The 18798-nt window shown below is 71.1% G+C and carries 18 protein-coding genes; 11 read left to right on the forward strand and 7 right to left on the reverse strand.

The window, feature by feature from the left end; all coding sequences use genetic code 11:
- Positions 1-30: 30 nt before the first annotated feature.
- From ACFWU9_RS24625 to ACFWU9_RS24660, 8 genes are all read left to right on the forward strand, one after another.
- Positions 31-1500, forward strand: coding sequence for a glycoside hydrolase family 3 N-terminal domain-containing protein (locus tag ACFWU9_RS24625; RefSeq protein ID WP_384321889.1), 1470 nt, complete (start codon positions 31-33; stop codon positions 1498-1500).
- Positions 1497-2681: an N-acetylglucosamine-6-phosphate deacetylase gene (gene nagA, locus ACFWU9_RS24630; protein WP_384321890.1), complete on the forward strand. Its 1185-nt coding sequence runs from the start codon at positions 1497-1499 to the stop codon at positions 2679-2681. The genes ACFWU9_RS24625 and nagA overlap by 4 nt, the downstream gene beginning before the upstream one ends.
- Positions 2682-3061: 380 nt before the next feature.
- Positions 3062-4300 (forward strand): MurT ligase domain-containing protein, encoded by a 1239-nt coding sequence (locus tag ACFWU9_RS24635; protein ID WP_189109419.1) that lies wholly within the window; start codon positions 3062-3064, stop codon positions 4298-4300.
- Positions 4301-4332: 32 nt separating this feature from the next.
- Entirely contained in the window at positions 4333-5061 is a 729-nt protein-coding gene (locus tag ACFWU9_RS24640; RefSeq protein ID WP_384321892.1) for a type 1 glutamine amidotransferase, read from the forward strand.
- A 138-nt stretch (positions 5062-5199) separates the two neighbouring features.
- Positions 5200-6225 carry a 6-phosphofructokinase gene (locus ACFWU9_RS24645; RefSeq protein WP_384321894.1) on the forward strand — a complete coding sequence of 342 codons (1026 nt, stop codon included), beginning with the start codon at positions 5200-5202 and terminating at the stop codon, positions 6223-6225.
- A 143-nt stretch (positions 6226-6368) separates the two neighbouring features.
- Positions 6369-7319, forward strand: a complete 951-nt coding sequence (locus tag ACFWU9_RS24650) for a cytochrome c oxidase assembly protein (RefSeq protein ID WP_384321896.1) — start codon at positions 6369-6371, stop codon at positions 7317-7319.
- A 67-nt stretch (positions 7320-7386) separates the two neighbouring features.
- A complete protein-coding gene (locus ACFWU9_RS24655; protein ID WP_384321898.1) occupies positions 7387-7551 on the forward strand; it encodes a hypothetical protein in 165 nt (54 codons plus the stop codon).
- Between the two features lie 248 nt (positions 7552-7799).
- Entirely contained in the window at positions 7800-8771 is a 972-nt protein-coding gene (locus tag ACFWU9_RS24660) for an NADP-dependent oxidoreductase (RefSeq protein ID WP_384321900.1), read from the forward strand.
- A 40-nt stretch (positions 8772-8811) separates the two neighbouring features.
- On the opposite strand, the gene ACFWU9_RS24665 is transcribed toward ACFWU9_RS24660, so the two are convergent.
- Entirely contained in the window at positions 8812-9285 is a 474-nt protein-coding gene (locus tag ACFWU9_RS24665) for a DUF2000 domain-containing protein (protein WP_384321903.1), read from the reverse strand.
- Between the two features lie 73 nt (positions 9286-9358).
- Here ACFWU9_RS24665 and ACFWU9_RS24670 point away from each other — a divergent pair, with 73 nt between their 5' ends.
- Together ACFWU9_RS24670 and rpmG are read left to right on the forward strand one after the other, a co-directional pair.
- Positions 9359-9910 carry an Lrp/AsnC family transcriptional regulator gene (locus tag ACFWU9_RS24670; protein ID WP_384321905.1) on the forward strand — a complete coding sequence of 184 codons (552 nt, stop codon included), beginning with the start codon at positions 9359-9361 and terminating at the stop codon, positions 9908-9910.
- 39 nt (positions 9911-9949) lie between these two features.
- A complete protein-coding gene (gene rpmG / locus ACFWU9_RS24675) occupies positions 9950-10114 on the forward strand; it encodes a 50S ribosomal protein L33 (protein WP_384321908.1) in 165 nt (54 codons plus the stop codon).
- A gap of 90 nt (positions 10115-10204) precedes the next feature.
- Here the strand turns inward: rpmG and ACFWU9_RS24680 are convergent, their stop codons facing one another.
- From ACFWU9_RS24680 to ACFWU9_RS24705, 6 genes are all read right to left on the reverse strand, one after another.
- Positions 10205-11365, reverse strand: a complete 1161-nt coding sequence (locus ACFWU9_RS24680) for an SPFH domain-containing protein (protein ID WP_384321910.1) — start codon at positions 11363-11365, stop codon at positions 10205-10207.
- Positions 11366-11442: 77 nt separating this feature from the next.
- The gene (locus tag ACFWU9_RS24685; protein ID WP_189109429.1) at positions 11443-11664 is read right to left on the reverse strand and encodes a hypothetical protein; all 222 of its coding nucleotides are present in this window, start codon (positions 11662-11664) and stop codon (positions 11443-11445) included.
- 140 nt (positions 11665-11804) lie between these two features.
- Positions 11805-12263 carry a hypothetical protein gene (locus ACFWU9_RS24690; RefSeq protein ID WP_384321912.1) on the reverse strand — a complete coding sequence of 153 codons (459 nt, stop codon included), beginning with the start codon at positions 12261-12263 and terminating at the stop codon, positions 11805-11807.
- A gap of 46 nt (positions 12264-12309) precedes the next feature.
- Complete coding sequence (locus tag ACFWU9_RS24695) at positions 12310-12450, reverse strand: hypothetical protein (RefSeq protein WP_384321914.1); 141 nt, start codon at positions 12448-12450, stop codon at positions 12310-12312.
- A 34-nt stretch (positions 12451-12484) separates the two neighbouring features.
- A complete protein-coding gene (locus ACFWU9_RS24700; RefSeq protein ID WP_384321916.1) occupies positions 12485-13054 on the reverse strand; it encodes a hypothetical protein in 570 nt (189 codons plus the stop codon).
- A 195-nt stretch (positions 13055-13249) separates the two neighbouring features.
- Entirely contained in the window at positions 13250-13771 is a 522-nt protein-coding gene (locus ACFWU9_RS24705; protein ID WP_384321918.1) for a hypothetical protein, read from the reverse strand.
- Between the two features lie 1958 nt (positions 13772-15729).
- Between ACFWU9_RS24705 and ACFWU9_RS24710 the strand changes: the two genes are divergently transcribed.
- On the forward strand, positions 15730-18582 hold the full coding sequence (locus ACFWU9_RS24710; protein ID WP_384321920.1) for an AAA family ATPase: 2853 nt from the start codon (positions 15730-15732) through the stop codon (positions 18580-18582).
- Positions 18583-18798: the final 216 nt, after the last annotated feature.

The following is an 18798-nucleotide window of genomic DNA, read 5'->3' on the forward strand; positions in this document are numbered from 1 at the left end:
ACGATCAACCGCAAGGTGAGGAATCGAATCATGACCGAGCTGTCCCGGCTCGCCCACGGCGTGCTGTTCCCCGCGCTCGGACGCAGGACCGTCCCCAGGTGGGCGCGCGCCCGGGTCGCGAGCGGACTCGGCGGCTTCGTCCTGTTCGGCAAGGACATCGCCTCCGCCGAGCAGGTGCGGGAGCTGACCACGGCCCTGCACGGCCTCCGCGACCATGTACTGCTCTCCGTCGACGAGGAGGGCGGCGACGTCAACCGGCTGGAGAACCACGGCGGTACGTCCGTACCGGGCAATCACGCCCTCGGCCGGCTCGACGACCCCGCGCGGACCCGTGAGTCCGCCTACCAGATCGGCCTCTCCCTGGTGGAGGCCGGTATCGACTGGGACCTGGCGCCCGCCGTCGACGCGGCCGTCAACCCCCTGTCCCCCAACGGCATCCGCACCTTCGGCGCCGACCGCGCGCTGGTCGCCAAGCACGCGGCGGCCTGGGTCGAGGGGCTCCAGGCCGCGGGGGTGAGCGCGTGCGCCAAGCACTTCCCGGGGCACGGTCTCAGCTCCACGGACGCGCACCTCGGCACCCCCACCGTGGACCTGCCCCGGCAGGAACTGGTGGACCACTACCTCGACCCGTTCCGCGCGGCCATCGCCGCAGGGGTCGACAGCATCATGGTCTCGCACGTGCGTCTCAGCCAACTGGACGACGTGCCCGCCACCATCAGCCCCGCCGTACTGACCGGTCTGCTCCGTGACGAGCTCGGCTTCGACGGCGTCGTCATCACCGACGCGCTGGAGATGCGCGGGATCGCCGATGTGGCGAGCCTGCCCGAGGCGGCCGTCCGGGCGATCGCGGCCGGCGCGGACGCCCTGTGCCTGGGCGCCTGGGCGTTCGGCGACGACGTGGACGCGGCGGCGGCCGCCCTGGTGGCGGCCGTGGAGAACGGCACCCTGTCAGAGGAGCGGCTGCGCGAGGCGAACACCCGTCTGGCCAAGCTCGGCACCCGGCCGCGCGCCACCGGTGTCGCACACGACGACACCGTCGGCGAGCAGCAGGCCCGTGACGTCCTGGAGGTCGGCGGCGACGCGGCGCTCAGGGGGAGGCGGGCCCTGGTCGTACGGCTCGACCCGACGCACTCCCCCGCGCAGGGCGGCGCCTCCTGGGGCGTGGAGGCGCCGCTGCGCGCGGCGGGAATCGATGTCGAGGCGCTCGCGGTGGCGGGCGACACCTACAACGCCGAGGGCATGATCAAGGCCGAAGTCGGCCTGTATCTGGACGAGTTCGGCCCCGACGCCGATGTGGTGCTGCTGGTGCGCAGCTCGCACCGGTTCCCCTGGCAGCGGCCGGTCCTGGACGAGCTGCTGGAGCGGTACCCCGGCTGTGTGGTGGTCGACATGGGCGTGCCCGGCCATGACTTCTCCGGCTTCCGGGGCTGGGTCCGCACCTTCGGTGCCTCGCGGGTGTGCGCGCGGGCCGCGGTGGACGCGCTGCTGGGCACGCGATGACGGCGGGCCGTCCGGCACGGGGGCCGGACGGTGCCGGTGGCGGGCGGCTGCTGACCGGCGGCCGGCTCGTCACGCCGGACGCCGGTGTCGTGGAGGGGTGGCTCCTCGTACGGGACGGCCGTATCCACTCGCTGGGTACGGGCGCCCCGCCCGGGGGGTCCGCGGACCTGGTGGACCTGGGCGGCCGGACCGTCGTGCCGGGGTTCGTGGACCCGCACTGCCACGGCGGCGCGGGCCACTCGGTCTACACCGGGGATCCCGCCGCCGTACGGGGGGCGGCGGCGGGCCATCTCGCACGGGGTACGACCACGATGCTGGCGTCCGTCGCGACGGTCGAGCCGGCCGCGATGGAGGCGGCCGTCCGCGCGGTCGCGTCGGTCGTCGACGACGGGTCCGCGCCCAATCTGGCGGGCATCCACTTCGAGGGGCCCTTCCTGTCGCCGCTGCGGCGCGGCGCGCAGACGCGCTCCGCGCTGCGCGACCCGGACCCGGACCTGCTGGCGCGGCTGATCGACGCGGCGGGCGGGCACGCGCGGTCGGTGACCGTGGCGCCGGAACTGCCCGGCGCCATGGAGCTGATCGAGCGGTACGCGGACGCGCTGGTCTGCTGCCTCGGTCACACCGACGCGGACGCGGACCGGTTCACACGGGCCGCCGATCTCGGTGCCCGCGCGGTGACGCACCTGTTCAACGCGATGCCCCCGCTGCACCACCGGGAGCCCGGCCCGGTCGCCGCCGCGCTGCTCGACCCGCGTCTGGTCTGCGAACTCGTCCTGGACGGGCACCATCTGGCGGACGACACCGTCCGGCTGGCCCACCGGGTCGCGGGCCCCGACCGGCTGGTGCTGGTCAGTGACGCGATGCCGGCGGCGGGCATGGCGGACGGGGAGTACGCCTTCGCCGACCGCGAGGTGACCGTCTCCGGCGGGGTGGCCACGCTGCGCGGCACCGGCACGCTCGCCGGGTCGACGCTGTTCGTGGCGGAGGCGTTCCGCCGGGCCGTGTCGACGGTGGGGCTGCCCTTGGCGGACGCCGTCCGGATGACGTCCGGTACGGCCGCCCGGCTGCTCGGGCTGCGCGACCGGGGGGAGCTGCGCCCCGGCCTGCGGGCGGACCTGGTCGAGCTGGACGCGGACCTGCGACCCGCCCGGGTATGGCTCGGAGGCGTGGAGGTCGGGTGAACATCCTGCTCAACTCCTGGTCTCCGGCGGGCGGGTGAGTGACCCTCTGGAGCCGGGTGACAGGTGTCCGCACACGGGAGCCGGCCGGTGTGGTCCACCTCCCCCGCGCGCGGCCGGGCGCCCCGCCGCCGCCCTGGCAGGACCGGCGGAAGCCCGGCCGGGGACCCCGCGCACGGCCCACCGAGGCAGGAAAACGCCCAGCTCTCCGGGCTGCCCGTCGCCGGGCGGGGACCACGGGCGGCGCTCCGGCGCGCCCGCCCCGCGGCTTCGTTCCGGCGTACGTGTGACAACGATCGGCTCCTTCGCCGGTGCCGTGGTTCGGGCCCGTGCACGTATCTCGATAGGCTGAGCCCGGACCGACGCGAGGAGGATCAAGGACGATGGCAGGCAACACGGACCCGCTGTCGCCACGGGCCAAGCTGGCCGTGACGGCAGGCAAGGCCGCAGCGGCGGTGTCGCGCGCTGCGGGGCGCGGCAGCGGATCGGTGATCGGCGGCAAGGTGGCGTTGCGACTCGACCCGGATCTGCTGGCGGCTCTCGCGCAGCATCTGGACGTCGTGCTCGTGTCGGCGACCAACGGCAAGACCACCACGACACGGCTGATCGCCGAAGCCCTGCGGGCCAGCGGCCCCGTGGTGTCGAACGCGCTGGGCGCGAACATGCCGGCCGGCATCACCTCCGCCCTCGCGGGCGGTTCGGACGCCAAGTACGGCGTGATCGAGGTCGACGAGAAGTACCTCGCCGGTGTCGCGCGCGACACCACGCCCAAGGCGATCGCCCTGCTCAACCTCTCCCGCGACCAGCTCGACCGCGCCGCCGAGACCCGTATGCTCGCCGAGCACTGGCGGGAGGGCCTGGCCGGTACGAAGGCCGTGGTCATCGCCAACGCCGACGACCCGCTGATCGTCTGGGCCGCCTCGTCGTCCCCCAACGTCGTCTGGGTCGCCGCCGGACAGGAGTGGAAGGACGACGCCTGGTCCTGCCCCGCCTGCGGCGGTGTGATGCAGCGGCCGGGCGACGACTGGTTCTGCGGCCAGTGCGGTTTCCGCAGGCCCGCGCCGAGCTGGGCGCTGCACGGCGACCATGTCCTGGACCCGCACGGCTCGGCCTGGCCGATCCACCTCCAGCTGCCCGGCCGCGCGAACCGGGCGAACGCCGCCACGTCCGCCGCCGTCGCCGCCACGTTCGGAGTGCCCCCGCAGGTCGCCCTGGAGCGGATGTACCAGGTGCAGGCCGTCGCGGGCCGCTACGACGTGGTCTCCTTCCTCGGCCGTGATCTGCGGCTCCTGCTGGCGAAGAACCCGGCGGGCTGGCTGGAGACGTTCTCGCTCATCGACCCGCCGCCCACGCCCGTCATCCTCGCGGTCAACGCCCGGGGCGCCGACGGCACGGACACCTCCTGGCTGTGGGACGTCGACTACACCCGGCTCGCCGGTCACCCGATCTTCGTCATCGGCGACCGCAAGCTGGACCTGGCCGTCCGGCTGGAGGTCGCGGGCCTGGACTTCCGGGTGTGCGCGACCGCCGACGAGGCCGTACAGATGGCGCCGCCCGGACGTATCGAGGCGATCGCCAACTACACGTCCTTCCAGGACCTGCGCCGTCGCGTCGGCAACTGAGTCACATGAAGTCGGAGAGGGGACAGCGAAGAATGAGCGACAACAGTCTGCGGCTCGTGTGGATCTACCCGGACCTGCTGAGCACCTACGGCGACCAGGGCAACGCGCTGGTCGTGGAGCGCCGGGCCCGGCAGCGTGGGCTGGACGTCACGCGTGTCGACGTACGCAGCGACCAGGCCGTGCCGACCTCGGGCGACATCTATCTCATCGGCGGCGGCGAGGACCGGCCGCAGCGGCTCGCCGCCGAGCGGCTACGCCGGGACGGCGGTCTCAACCGGGCGGTCTCCAACGGCGCGATCGTGTTCTCGGTCTGCGCCGGGTACCAGATCCTCGGCCATGAGTTCGTCAACGACCTGGGCGAGCGCGAGGGTGGTCTGGGGCTGCTCGACGTGATCTCCACCCGTGGTGAGGGCGAGCGGTGCGTCGGCGACGTGCTGGGCGACATCGACCCGCATCTGGGGCTGCCGCCGCTGACGGGTTTCGAGAACCACCAGGGCATCACCCATCTCGGCCCGACCTCCCGGCCGTTCGCGCGGGTCTCGCTCGGCCGGGGCAACGGCACGGGCGACGGCACGGAGGGCGCGTACAACGACACGGTCTTCGGGACGTACATGCACGGCCCGGTGCTGGCCCGGAACCCGCTGATCGCCGATCTGCTGCTGAAGCTGGCCCTGGACGTCAACGCGCTGCCGCCCGCCGACGACCGGTGGTACGAGGCGCTGCGCGCCGAGCGGATCGCCGCCGCGACGCAGCCCGCCTGACGTCTCGCGTTCAGCCGGGAGGTGTCCAGCAGTCGGACGCCTGGTTCGGCCCCGCCACTCCGCGCCGGTAGGGTGGCGGGGATTCAGCCGGACGACGCGGTCCGGCCGTCGGCCCACGTTGCAAAGGTTCTCCGGGCAATGCGAATTGGTGTGCTCACCTCCGGCGGCGACTGCCCCGGTCTCAATGCGGTGATCCGGTCCGTGGTGCACCGCGCCGTCGTCGACCACGGTGACGAGGTCATCGGCTTCCACGACGGCTGGAAGGGTCTGCTGGAGTGCGACTACCGCAAGCTCGACCTCGACGCGGTCGGCGGCATCCTGGCGCGTGGCGGCACGATACTCGGCTCCTCCCGCGTCCAGCCCGCGCATCTGCGTGACGGTGTGGAGCGTGCGAAGGGGCATGTGGCCGACCTCGGTCTCGACGCGATCATCCCGATCGGGGGCGAGGGCACGCTCAAGGCCGCGAACCTCCTCTCCGAGGCGGGGCTGCCGATCGTCGGCGTGCCGAAGACCATCGACAACGACATCTCCTCCACGGACGTGACCTTCGGTTTCGACACCGCCGTCGGTGTCGCCACGGAGGCGCTGGACCGGCTGAAGACCACCGCCGAGTCGCACCAGCGGGTGCTGATCGTCGAGGTCATGGGCCGGGAGACGGGCTGGATCGCGCTGCACTCGGGCATGGCCGCCGGTGCGCACGCGATCGTCGTCCCGGAGCGGCCCTTCGACATCGGGGAGCTGACCGCGCTGGTCGGCAAGCGGTTCTCGGCGGGCAAGCGGTTCGCGATCGTGGTGGTCGCCGAGGGCGCCAAGCCCCGTGAGGGCTCCATGGAGTTCGACGCCGGCGGCAAGGACATCTACGGGCACCAGCGCTTCGCCGGTGTCGCCAGGCAGCTCTCCGTCGAGCTGGAGGAGCGTCTGGGCAAGGAGGCGCGGCCGGTGATCCTGGGCCACGTCCAGCGCGGCGGGACGCCGACGGCGTACGACCGGGTGCTGGCGACCCGGTTCGGCTGGCACGCGGTGGAGGCCGCGCACCGGGGCGAGTTCGGCATGATGACGGCGCTGCGCGGTACGGACATCCTGATGGTGCCGCTCGCGGAGGCCGTCGAGACGCTGAAGACGGTGCCTGCCGAGCGCTACGCCGAGGCGGAGTGCGTGCTCTGAGGCGCTGAGCCCCGGGCGTCCGGAACGCCCGCATTCGTACGACGAACCGCCCCCGGCCGCGAACGGCGCCGGGGGCGGTTCTACTCTGTTCCGTGGTGCGGACACTTCGCACCATTCGGGAGCGTCGCGGCGGGAGAGCACGTATGGATCACGGCGGGCACGGCACGACGACGGATCTGCCGCCGTTCACGCTGGGCCGTGCGCTGGAGTTCTCGCCCGACACCTTCTTCCTGGTCGGATGCCTGCTGGCGCTCGCGCTGTACGGCTGGGGTGTGGTGCGGCTGCGCGCGCGGGGCGACACGTGGTCGCCGGGCCGGACGATCCCCTTCGTGCTCGGTGTGCTGAGTGTGGCCCTGGTGATGTGCACCGGGCTGAACGACTACGGCATGGTCATGTTCAGCGTGCACATGGTCCAGCACATGATCATCAGCATGGTCTCGCCGATCCTGCTGCTCCTGGGCGCGCCGGTGACCCTGGCGCTGCGGGCGCTGCCGGTCGCGGGCCGGGGCCGCAAGGGGCCGCGTGAGCTGCTGCTGGCGCTGCTGCACAGCCGGTTCCTGCGGCTCGTCTCCCATCCCGCGTTCACCATCCCGCTGTTCATCGCGAGCCTCTACGGTCTCTACTTCACCTCGCTCTTCGACTTCCTCATGGAGTCGAAGCCGGGACACGTCGCGATGATGGTGCACTTCCTCTCCGTCGGCCTGATCTTCTTCTGGCCGATCATGGGAGTGGATCCGGGCCCGCACCGGCCGGGCCATCTGATGCGGATGCTGGAGCTGTTCGCCGGGATGCCGTTCCACGCGTTCTTCGGCATCGCGCTGATGATGGCGAGCGAGCCGATGGTGCGGGCGTACGAGAATCCCCCGGCGTCCCTGGGCATCGACGCGCTGACCGACCAGAACGCCGCCGGCGGCATCGCGTGGGCGTTCAGCGAGATCCCGTCCGTCCTCGTACTGATCGCTCTCGTGTACCAGTGGTACCGCTCCGACACACGCCAGGCGAAGCGTTCGGACCGGGCCGCCGACCGCGACGGTGACAAGGAGCTGGCGGAGTACAACGCGTACCTCGCGTCGTTGCAGGCACGCGGACAGTAGCGCGAAACCCCCCTTTCGGGTGACGATGGTCCTTACGGCCACGATCACGGCCGGGAGGAGGACAGCCATGTCCGGATCCGGATCCACCAAGGTGATGGGGATCATCACCGTGGGCGCGCTGGTGGTCGTGACGGCCTATACTGCCGCGCTCGGGAGCAGCGGCTGGCTCTGGTTCGGGTGGGTGGTGCTGGTACTGCTCACGCTCGCGATGGTCGCCGCACGCGGCAACTGAGACGGTCGGGCCGGCGGCGGGCCGCGATCAGCCGGCCGCCGGTGGAAGACCCGGCCGCGCCGGCGCAGGGTGCCGGTGAGCACCTTGGGGCTGATCCCCTGGAGGCGCCGCTGGAGGACGCCGAACCGTAGTGTCCCTTGCGGGACAGCGGTATCCGGGGAGTACGTTCGCGGGGTCGAAGATCCACCGACCGGGGCCGCGTCCTCCGCGCTCCCCCGGCACGCACTCTTTCAGGAGACCTGACCGACATGAGCAGTGAGCCGACGATGCGCGCGATCACCCAGGACTCCCTCGGCGGGCCCGAGGTGCTGCGTCTCTCCGACCGTCCACGGCCCACCCCGGTCCCGACCGAGGTGCTGGTACGGGTGCACGCCGCCGGGGTGAACCCGGTCGACTGGAAGTCGCGCGAGAGCGGCGGCATGGCCGGTCTCCTCGGCGCGCCCCCGTTCGTCCTCGGCTGGGACGTGTCCGGCGTCGTGGAGGAGGTCGGCTTCGGGGTGCACACGTTGAAGGTGGGCGACGAGGTGTACGGGATGCCGTGGTTCCCGCGTCCGGCCTCCGCGTACGCCGAGTATGTGACCGCGCCCTCGCGGCAGTTCGCGCTCAAGCCCCGCAGCATCGACCACAACACGGCGGCCGCGGTGCCGCTGGCCGGGCTGACGGCCTGGCAGGCGCTGGTGGACGCGGCTCAAGTGACGGCGGGGCAGCGGGTGTTGATCCACGCGGCGGCGGGCGGCGTGGGACACCTCGCGGTGCAGTTCGCCAAGCACCTCGGCGCGGAGGTGATCGGGACCGCGAGCGCGTCGAAGCACGACTGGCTGCGCGAACTGGGCGCGGACGAGGTCGTGGACTACACACGGGTCCGCTTCGAGGAGTCAGTGAGCGACGTCGACGTGGTCATCGACCTGGTGGGCGAGGGACACGACGCGACGACCAGCCGCTCGCTGGAGACCCTGCGCCCCGGTGGCACGATCGTCGCCGTCCCGTCCGGCGTCGCGCCGGAGCTGCTGGAGGGCGCCCGCGCGCGGGGGCTGAACGCGACGGCCTTCCTGGTGGAGCCGGACGGCGCCTCCCTCGCCCGGATCGCCGGACTGATCGACGAGGGTGTGGTGCGCGTCGAGGTGGAGGGCGTGCTGCCGCTGGCTGACGCGGCCGAGGCGCACCGACGTGTCCAGGAGGGACGCACACGCGGGAAGATCGTGCTGAGCGTGACGTCCTGACGGATCATCAATTGGCCTCGGCCCGCGGCTCGTCGGCCGGTCAGCGCAGCAGCGGCAGTCCCCCGACGAGCTTGCCGATCCGGTTGCGCGGGCCGACGAGGCCGACCGCGAGATAGATCAGATCCTCGTGCCCGGTTCCGGCGAGCAGGTCGAGGTACTCGTCGTAGATCCGGGAGGTCTGGGCGGGCTCCGGCATGTCGACCACGAAGACGTCGTCCTTCGCGGACGCCTTCTCCCGCAGCGCGTGGAGCGTGGCGGCGTCGGCGGCCAGGACGGAACAGCCCGCCCAGGGCAGTCCCGGGTGCAGCCGGCCGGAGGCGTCCCTGCCGTCGCCGCCGAGCAGGTGCGGCAGGGCCCTGCCGACGGCGGCGGCCATACAGGCGGCGGCGTTCACCGCGCGCCCGGCGGGCAGGGACTCGTCGATGACGACGACCCACTTGAGCGGGGCCCGGCGGGTGGAGAGGTCGGTCCGTACTTCGGTGCGGAGCGCAGAGGTGTCGTTCTGAACGGTCATACCTCAGAACGGTAGGCAGTCATGCGTACGATGGGGAGTTCTGACGCACTTCGTACGGCCGAGGGGCACTTTCGTGGAACTTGATGCGCTCGACTGGGCTCTGCTGCGGGAGCTGCAGCACGATGCACGGCAGACCAACCGGGACCTGGCGGCCAGGACCGGCGTCTCCCCCTCCACCTCGCTGGAGCGGGTCAAGATCCTTCGCGAGCGGGGCGTGATCGGCGGCTTCCACGCGGCGCTCGACCTGGAGGCGGTGGGCCGTCCCGTACAGGCGCTGATCTCCGTACGGATCCGACCGCCGTCCCGGCCCGTGATCGAGGGGTTCCGCGAGTGGGCGGCGGGGCTGCCGGAGACCATCGGCCTCTTCGTGACGTCGGGCCCGCACGACTTCCTGCTGCATGTGGCGGTGCCCGATGTCGACGGGCTGTACGCCTTCGTCATCGACCGTCTCACCGAGCGCCGCGAGGTCGCGGACGTGCAGACGACGATGGTCTACGAGCATGTCCGGTCGCGGTCGATCTCCCGGCCGGAGGAGGGCCGCCGGCGCGGTGCCGGACGACGGCGCCCCACCGCGCCCGGCACGGAGCCACGGGCGCAGAGCGGTCGCGGGCACGGCGAGCCATAAGCGTTTTGAAAATGGGAACCATTATCGTATGGTGCGGTCATGGCACACAACGAACTCCGCCCGGTCATCAAGCTCCGCTCCACGGCGGGCACCGGCCACACGTATGTCACCCGCAAGAACCGTCGCAGCGACGCGGACCGCCTGGTCCTGCGCAAGTACGACCCGATCGCCCGTCGGCACGTCGACTTCCGCGAAGAGCGCTGACCGGCGGGCCGGCTCCCTCGACCGCCGTACGTCGGGCGGACTCCTTTCGAGTCCGCCCGACGTCTGCCGAGGCAGGTGGCCCTTCCCCGGTCAGTTGGTGGTGTCGACCTTCGCCGGCGCCTGTCCGTTCACATTCGGCGCCGGGTCCCCGGTCCGATCGGCCGGGGCCCGGGTCGAGCCGTTGTGGTGCTGGAGCGAGTTGAGGATGGTCATGCCCTGACCGACCAGCCCCGCCGCCATCTCGTTGACACCGTCGGTGCCGTTGAGGACGGTCAGGTTGGAGCCCGCCAGGCCCTTGGCCGCCGCGTCGGCGAGCTCCGGGAGCACCTCCACGACACGGTTGGCCGCGAGAAGCTCCTGGTTCCCGTCCCGCAGCGAGAGGGCGCGCGCGGTGTTCGCGTCGGCCTGCGCCTGCGCGAGCGTCCGCTGACGGTACGCCTCGGCGTCCGCCGGGCGCCTGACCTCCGCCTCCAGCCGCTGGGCCGCCAGCATCGCCTGCCGCTCGGCCAGTGCCGTCTGCTCCTCGATGACGTCCTGCGAGGCCTTCGCCTGGGCGAGCGGTCCGGCCTGCGAGGCCCGGGCCCGTACCTGCTCGGTCTCCGCCTGGAAGCCCGCCCGTTTGATCGAGGTGTCCCTCTCGTACTCCGCCTTCAGCGCCTCGGCCTGCTGCTCACGCTCGGCGGCTTCCTGGTCCGCCCTGGCCGCGGCGATACGGGCCTGGCTCGCGACAGCCGCGGCGTGCGGCGCCGCCAGGTTGTTGATGTAGCCGGTGGCGTCCTCGATCTCCTGGATCTGGAGGGCGTCCACCACGATGCCGAGCTTCTCCATCTCGCTGTGGCTGGCCGCCTTCACCTCCTGGGCGACCCGGTCACGCTCCCGGATGATCTGCTCGACGGTCAGTCCACCGACGATGGACCGCAGGTGACCGGCGAAGATCCGGCCGACCAGCTCCTCCATCCGGTCCTGCTCGGCGAGGAAGCGCCGCGCCGCGTTGGCGATCGACACCGCGTCGTCGCCGACCTTGAAGACGGTGACCGCGCGTACGGTCAGCCGGATGCCCTGCTGGGTGACACAGTCCTCGGCTATCTCCGCCTCCCGCAACGCCAGGGACAGCATGCGGGCCTTCTGCTTGATGGGAAGAACGAAACTGCCGTGACCGGTGACTATCCGGAACTGGGTGTCCTGGACCTGTCGTTTGGAACCGGAGATGAGCATCGCCTCGTTCGGTGCTGGAACACGCCAGAACAACATGAGGGAACTCCTGTCCTCACTGCACAACTGCACACTCGCACTCACACGCCGTATTCGGTCTCGGTGGGCTTCCCTCCTCAGTCGGGAAGGGGCTCCACCATCACCGAGCGGGCCGACACACGGTCGGTCACCAGGACCCGGACGTTGGTCGCGATCGGCCGGTCGCACCAGGCCGCGTAGGCTTCGGAACCGCCGCGTACGGCCACCAGTACCTCGCCGGGGCCGTCAGGGGGGATCGGGACCGTGATACGTCCGACCGCTCCCACCGGGCTCTGCGCAGAGTCATCTGTGACGGACATGAATCGTTGCCCTCACCTCCAGCGCTCAGCACGCCCCCGGTAGTCTCAGGCTACTCCGGAGGCGTGCCGATGGCCGGTCAGGGATGTGTCGACGGGGGGCGGCCGGAGCTGTCGGCCGGGGGGGGACCGGTGGGTCCGGGTCAGTACAGACGTCTGCCCCGGGGCCGGAAGAGCATCAGATACGCCGTGGCCACGACGGCGATCGCCTCGACCACGACGGTGGCCGTCTTCTCGCCGAACCAGAGCGGTTCGTACATGTTCGGGAACGGTCCGAGGACGCCGACGTCCACGTACCGGTACACCAGCAGGAGCGCGAGTCCGCCCGCCGCCACCAGCCAGGCGAAGGCGTCGCCCAGGAACCGGCGCCAGACGAGGACGAGCAGCGCGGCCAGCGCGGCGAGGCCGGCCTCGATCCGGAAGAGGTCACCCTGGCTGATGTCCTCGCTGATGCCGTCGTACTGCGGGGCGAGATCCGCGTGGTAGTACGCGTCGAAGGCCAGGGCCGCCGCGGCGAGCACCCGGACCACGCCACGCACGATGCGGCCGGCGCCGCCCCGGCGCCGGGGCGCGGCGTGCGCGGCCGTGTGCGTTGATGACATCGGGTCTCCATTCGCGCCCCGGGGACGGAGCCGCCGGCCGGGCTCATCAGACGGTGGGCGTGCCCTTCATGAACGGGTGGATCGTGCGGTCCCGGGGGGACTCCCCCGCCTTCGACGGGGCGGTGGGCGTGGCGCTCCTGCCGGGCGCGATGTCCCCGGCCCGGCCGATGGGGAACGGGAACGCCATGGCGTCTCCGGGCGTTCGTGGATCCGGCCGACGGTCAGTAACCGCCGCCACCGCCACCGCCGCCGCTGCCGTTCTTGGTGACCTTCTTGCCGGCCGGGTCCATGACGTACCACTTGGCGCCGAAGGCGTTGAGTCCCTGCCCGTTGGTCTGCCCGGCCTTCGTGTCATCGGCGAAGTGGTAGAGCGGACGCCCGTTGTAGGTCACCTGCATGCTGCCGTCGTCGCGCTTCGTGGTCTTCAGCAGATCGGCCTTGAGCCCGCTGCCGGCGGTCGGCTTCGACTTGACGGTGAACGGGGGCCACTGCTGGGCGCATCCGCCGCTGCACATCGACTTGTTCTTGGTGTCCTTGTCGAACTCGTAGAGGGTCTTGCCCTTGTCGTCGACCAGGATCTTGCCGAGGGAACTGTTGTTCTTGACGTCGAGGGTGGGCGCCGCGGACGACGACACCGCCGGGACCACCTCGGCCTCACGCTCGGCGTGGTTGCCGCCGGTGTCCTCGCCGGCGCTGCCATTGTCGCCACCGCCGTCCGAGCAGCCGGCCGCCGCGGTGGCCAGCAGCAGGGCGGAGGCCAGTGCGGTGACTGTCCTGGTGTGCCGTCTCATCAGGGACTCCTCGATCGTCGGCCGCCCTGGCGGGCAGCACGCGGCCCGCCCGATCGGGGCCGCTCGCCCCAAGTGCACAGCAGGGCCGACGGACCGGCCACCTGGGCTGGGCCGTCGGAGTGCGGCCCGGCCCGAGGAGGAGTGGAGGAGTTGGAGTGCGGGAGTGGGAGTGGGAACAGGGCGCCTGAGGCGCGGTCAGGCTTCCTCGAAGTAGGCGTCCAGCACCACGTCGAGTTCGGCCGTCCACTTCTTGAGGCTGCTCCGGGAGGGTGCGTCGACCTCCGACTGGTAGTGACGGCGGCCGGTCGTGTGCAGGGTGACGGTGAACCGGCGGCTGAAGCGGGGGGTCTCGACCTCCACGGCGCCGATCTCGTCCCAGCCGAACTCGGCCTCGGTCTCGTCCAGCCGGAGGCGGACGCCGGTGCGGTCGGCGGTCATCGAGGCGCGGCGGTCGCTGGCCTCGAAGACGGGACCGTCCTGGTCACCGTCCTTGTCGCGGTCACTGTCGCTGTCGTCGTCCGAGGAGTCCTTGGCGAAGGAGACCGCTCCGGCCGTCGTGCCGTCGGTCTCGGCGTCGGTCGATTCGGGGTCGTCGGCGACCGGTGCGCGTGAGGCCTCGGCCTCCGCGGTCGGCTCCTCGGCCGCCTCCTCGTCGGAGGCCTCCTCGGGAACGTCCTTGGCGGTGTCGTCAGGCTCCTCTACGAGGCGGGGTGCCATGAGCCCAGGGATGTATCCGGGATCGGTTCCCGCGGCGGGTACGGGCTGGATTATCGGATCGATGCGCTCCACGGCTGGCAGTATGGCCGATAAACCTGTGCGAGGAACACTCGGTACGCGCAGGACCTCCGATTGCGGTGAATACGACAAGCGGCGGAACCCACTGACACGAGTCGATCACGGCTCCCCCACCCCGTGGTCGCGTACGCGCGCCCCCGGGCCGGTCGATCGGTACCGCCTCAACGCCCGCTCCGGTGCCGACTCCCGTACGGGCTTCCAAGACAGCGCCGTACGGGCCGACTTGACGGCCCGTGGGTGATCGGCGGGGATCAATCGCGCCCCCGGGCGGAGGTAGGGGTCGGGGATCGGGGTCCCTCCATGGGCCGAAGCACCCAGGGCGCACGGCCGGCCTGGACGCGACCCGGTGCCGACGCGGTTACGCCCCCTAGTCCCCCCTAATTATTCACCCCTATTCGCCGACCCCTATTTCGGTTCCGTTTGTGGCGAGGGCCCATCCCGACGGGCACGTTCCGGACTCGGGGTACTCGGCGTGGCGGCCGGTCCGCGCCCTGTCCAGCGGCGTAGCGGCGGGTGCCCGGCCCGGTCGTGGAGCCCGGGATCGACAGTCCACCTGCGGGGCGCTCCAGGGGCGCGCGGAAGTCGGTGAGTTCAACAACACACATGCGCTATGTTTTCACTGCCGGAGCGCCGTTGCCCGAACGGACCGCCCCGTCGCCCGCGAGTACCCGCGCCTGACCGGTATCCCCACGACTGCGGTGGACTATGGCGCGAGGGAAAAGGCGTGGCTATTGTTTTTCAACAGCTGGGTAAACAGATTCGCTGTAGCCTGCCCGGTCGGCGCATGCCTGCTATCTTAATTTCACACCGCACGGCAGCCGTCAGCACTCGCGCGCACCGCGCTATCGGTGGCCGCCGGATTCCAGGGCCCGACAGTTCACCGTCCAGGTCACGCGGCGGGGCATCTTAAGGCCCGCGGCCGTTCATCCGGTCCGCCCAAAAGGTCCGTCTGTCGCACGTTTCGATCCGTCGGCATCTCGTGGGAAAAGCGCGTCGGGATGCCGGATACCCAGGCAAGCCGCTTTGCCAAGGGGGCACGATCAGCGCGTTTGGGCGCGGGGCGCACCGGCCGTGCGCCGCACGGCGTCCACCAGGACCACACACCCGGGACCTGTGACCGCCCACCGCCCCACCATGGCGCTCGAACCATCGCCACCACCCCCGGCGTGACGCGCGCCACACCGTCCCCGCAGGTAGCGGTGGACTACGACGTCCTCAACTCCGCGCCCCGCGACGGGTGTCGGCCGTCCGCCGGCCGCGCCACGGGTTCGCCCGATCCTCCCGGGTAGGCACAGACGCCTCCACGCACGGGGTCCGGCATATGCGTGCCAGGGGCCGGCGCCGCGGCTCCGTCACTCGGGCCGTACGGACTCGCCGGTAACACCTAGTTCAACTATCAACGTGATGAACACGTGACGACCGGAACCCTTCGCGTATGGATTCCGTCTTGGCCCCGGGGAGCCGGATCGTCGCCGGTCTTCGGGTTTTGGCCGAAAGCAAGCCGACGCGCTTGAATCGGCGACGGTGTGTCTTTTGGTAACCGCGACCGACGGTCTGGACCGTATCGTAGTACAGGCGAGCGGTGAAGCGGCCGCCACCGGGCGTCGACACCCTCCCAATTCGCCCCGTACGGCACCAGACCCGGCCTCACGGGCCCCAGGAAGTTCCCCTACGAGCCGGTAATCGCCGCCGAGGTTACTAGGAGATTTCGCACAGCCGGTCTTACCACTCCCTAGCGCGACAGCGATTATCCTATCGCCGGGTGGTGACCGAATACGGTCACTATGCTTCGCATATTGACGACTGGGTTCCGTTTACGGCGAGCCGGAAACGGTCCAGCTGCACGACCAAAAGGTGTAAACAGGGGGGGAAGGCTCGTAGTGTTGAAGGAACGGGACAAGATACTCGAACAGCTCGACGATCTGCTGATCCAGTCCACGCGGGGCAGAGGCGCCATCGCCGCGATCAGTGGTTCGACCGCAGTCGGCAAGACCACGACACTCAACGCCCTCGCGGAGCGGGCGACTTCGGCGGGCAGTATCGTCCTCAACGTGGTGAGTTCGCCCCACGAGCGCGAGGTTCCGTACAGCGCTCTCGCACAGTTGCTGCACTCCATCGAGGCGCAGTGCATCACCACGGAGGGACCGGCCAACGGGGGCCCGGGATCTCTCCGCCACGACAGCGCGTCGGCCGTCGCCGCGGCGCTCACACCGCCCGGACCGCAGGACGACCCGCTGGCCGTCGCACGACGGACCTACCAGGTCATCGCGGAACTCACGACCTGGCGTCCCGTACTCATCACCGTCGACGACATCCAGCACACCGACACCGCGACCCTGTCCTGCCTGCGCCATCTCGCGCAGCGCCTGACCCAGCTCTCACTCGCGCTCGTCTTCACCCACGGAGTCTCCGTCGACGAACAGCCGGCCCGTGTCCTCGACGACCTCCTCTACCGGACCAGCGCGCGCCACTTCCATCTGGAGCCGCTCTCGCGCGTGGACGTGATGGGGCTGGCCGCGAGCCGGCTCCCGGTCCTGCCGTCGGACCGGCTCATCGTGGAGATCCACCGGCAGAGCGGGGGAAACCCGCTGCTCGCGCTGGCGCTCATCGAGGAGCACCGGCTGCGCGCCGCGTCCGAGTCCCTCCCGGGGCCGGTCCCGCCGGGGACCGACGGCCCCGGCCACCAGACGACCACCGAGGGCGGCGCCTCGATCGGTCCCGTCTTCTACCAGGCGGTCCTCGCCTATCTGCACCGGCTCGGTCCGCGCGCGGTCCGGCTCGCCCGGTGCCTCGCGCTGCTGGACGAGGCGACCACTCCCCTTCTGCTCAGCCGGCTGAGCGGTATCGACCCCGAACTGTTGAAACGTTATATACGACTGTTCACCAGCATGGGTGTCCTCGACGGTGGACGACTGCGGCACGCGGGGGTGCGCCAGGCGGTCCTCGGTGAGATGCCTCACGGTGAGGCGACCCAGCAGCGGTACCGCGCCGCCTGCCTGTTGAACGAGGGCGGGGCGCCGCCGCAGGCCGTCGCCATGCATCTGCTCAGCGTCGGCCCGCTGCACGACGGATGGGTGCTGCCCGTCCTGCAGGAGGCCGCCTCCCACGCCATGGAGGACGGTGACGTACCGCAGGGCATCCGCTATCTGGAGCTGGCCTGCGAGTGCTCGTCGGACGAGGGGCAGCGGCTGTCGACGAAGTCGCTCTACGCCTACGGCCAGTGGCAGCTCAGGCCCGCCGAGTCCGGTCCGCACTTCCGCGCGCTCAAGGGCCCCATCCTCGAAGGGAAGCTCACGGGCGAGGACGCCCTGTGGGTCGCCGAGGGGATGCTCTTCCACCTCAACTTCGACGAGGCCGTGGAAGTCGTCGACCACGTCAACACCGGCGACGAGAACCTGTCGAAGGCGCTGCACAGCACCCGGATGCTGATGGCCGCGGAGGTCCCGGGCCTGCTGGAACGACTGAACCGGCCGCTCCCCGCGACAACCGCCCCCGCCACGTCCCACGCCGAATTAAGAGCACGCCACGCCCTCGCCCTCGTACTCGAGAACGGCGCGGACAAGTACGCCATCGCCCTCGCCGAGCAGGTGTTCCAGGGGAGCCAGAGCCGGCCGATATCGCGGCTCAGCGGTCTGCCGAAGGCACTTCTGGCGCTGTGCTACGCGGATCAACTCGACGCCGCCGCCACGTGGTACGAGCTGGTCTCGGCCGAGATGGAAGGACCGGACGCGCCCGGCTGGCGCGCCCAGATCGAGAGCGTCGGCGCACTCCTGTCGCTGCGGCGCGGACGGCTTGCCGACGCCGTACGCCAGGCGGAGACCGCCTATGCCCGGCTGTCCGGGCCGAGGTGGAACGTCAGCAGCGCGCTGGCGCTGACGGTGCTCGTCGAGGCCCACACCGCCATGGGCAACCACCAGGCCGCGGCCAAGCACCTGGCGGCCGAGCCGCCGCCCGCGCTCTTCCTGACCCGCGCGGGGCTGCACTACCTGTACGCGCGCGGCCGTCACCACCTGGCGACCGGCAACACGTATCTCGCGCTGTCGGACTTCCAGGAGTGCGGCACGCTGATGCGGCGCTGGAACATCGACTCCCCCTCCCTGGCGCCCTGGCGGCTCGGAGAGGCCGAGGTGTGGCTGCGGCTCGGCGACCGGGAGCAGGCGGCCCGGCTCATCGAGAAGCAGCTCACCAACCCGGACACGGGGCTCACCAGGTCGCGCGGGATGACCCTGCACACCCTGGCCCTGGTCCAGGCGACGGCGAAGCAGCCGCCGATCCTGCGTGACGCCTTCCGTCTGCTGGAGGCGAGCGGCGCGCGTTACGAGGCCGCCTGTGTCCTGGCCGATCTCAGCCGCGCCTACCAGCAGTTGGGCGACAAGAGGGCACGGCCGACGGCGCGGCGGGCGTGGCGGCTCGCCAAGAGCTGCCAGGCGGAGTCCCTCTGCCAGGCGCTGCTTCCGACGTCCATGCCGCAGAGCATGGAGACGAGGCCGACCGAGGGGTCCCGCGGTCCCGACCGCGGCGTCCAGGACAGTTTCGGCACGCTCAGCGAGTCCGAGCGGCGCGTCGCGATGCTGGCCGCCCAGGGGTATGCCAACCGTGAGATCGCCGAGAGGCTGTTCATCACCGTCAGCACCGTGGAGCAGCATCTGACGCGCGTATACCGCAAGATGGGCATCAGGAACCGCGAGCAGCTCCTCCAGGGGGCACACGCGGTCAGCTACGAGTCCGTCTGACCCGTATCACCCCGTAAGGGACCCCCGTCCGCCGGCCCGTTCCCGACGGGGCAGGCGGACTTCTGCTTGCTCGGGGGGCCGGGGTGGGGGCCGTCCCCAGGGGTACCCCTGACTGTGCCGTCCTAGGGGGCTCTACGGGTAGCTGGGGGCCAACGGCGGAGATGATGATCGTTCCCTCAAGACGAACGCCTGCCCGGCGTTTTCCACGCGCGCGAT

Origin of the sequence: Streptomyces sp. NPDC058653, from assembly GCF_042716895.1 — a bacterium.
In the GTDB taxonomy this organism is placed as follows: domain Bacteria; phylum Actinomycetota; class Actinomycetes; order Streptomycetales; family Streptomycetaceae; genus Streptomyces.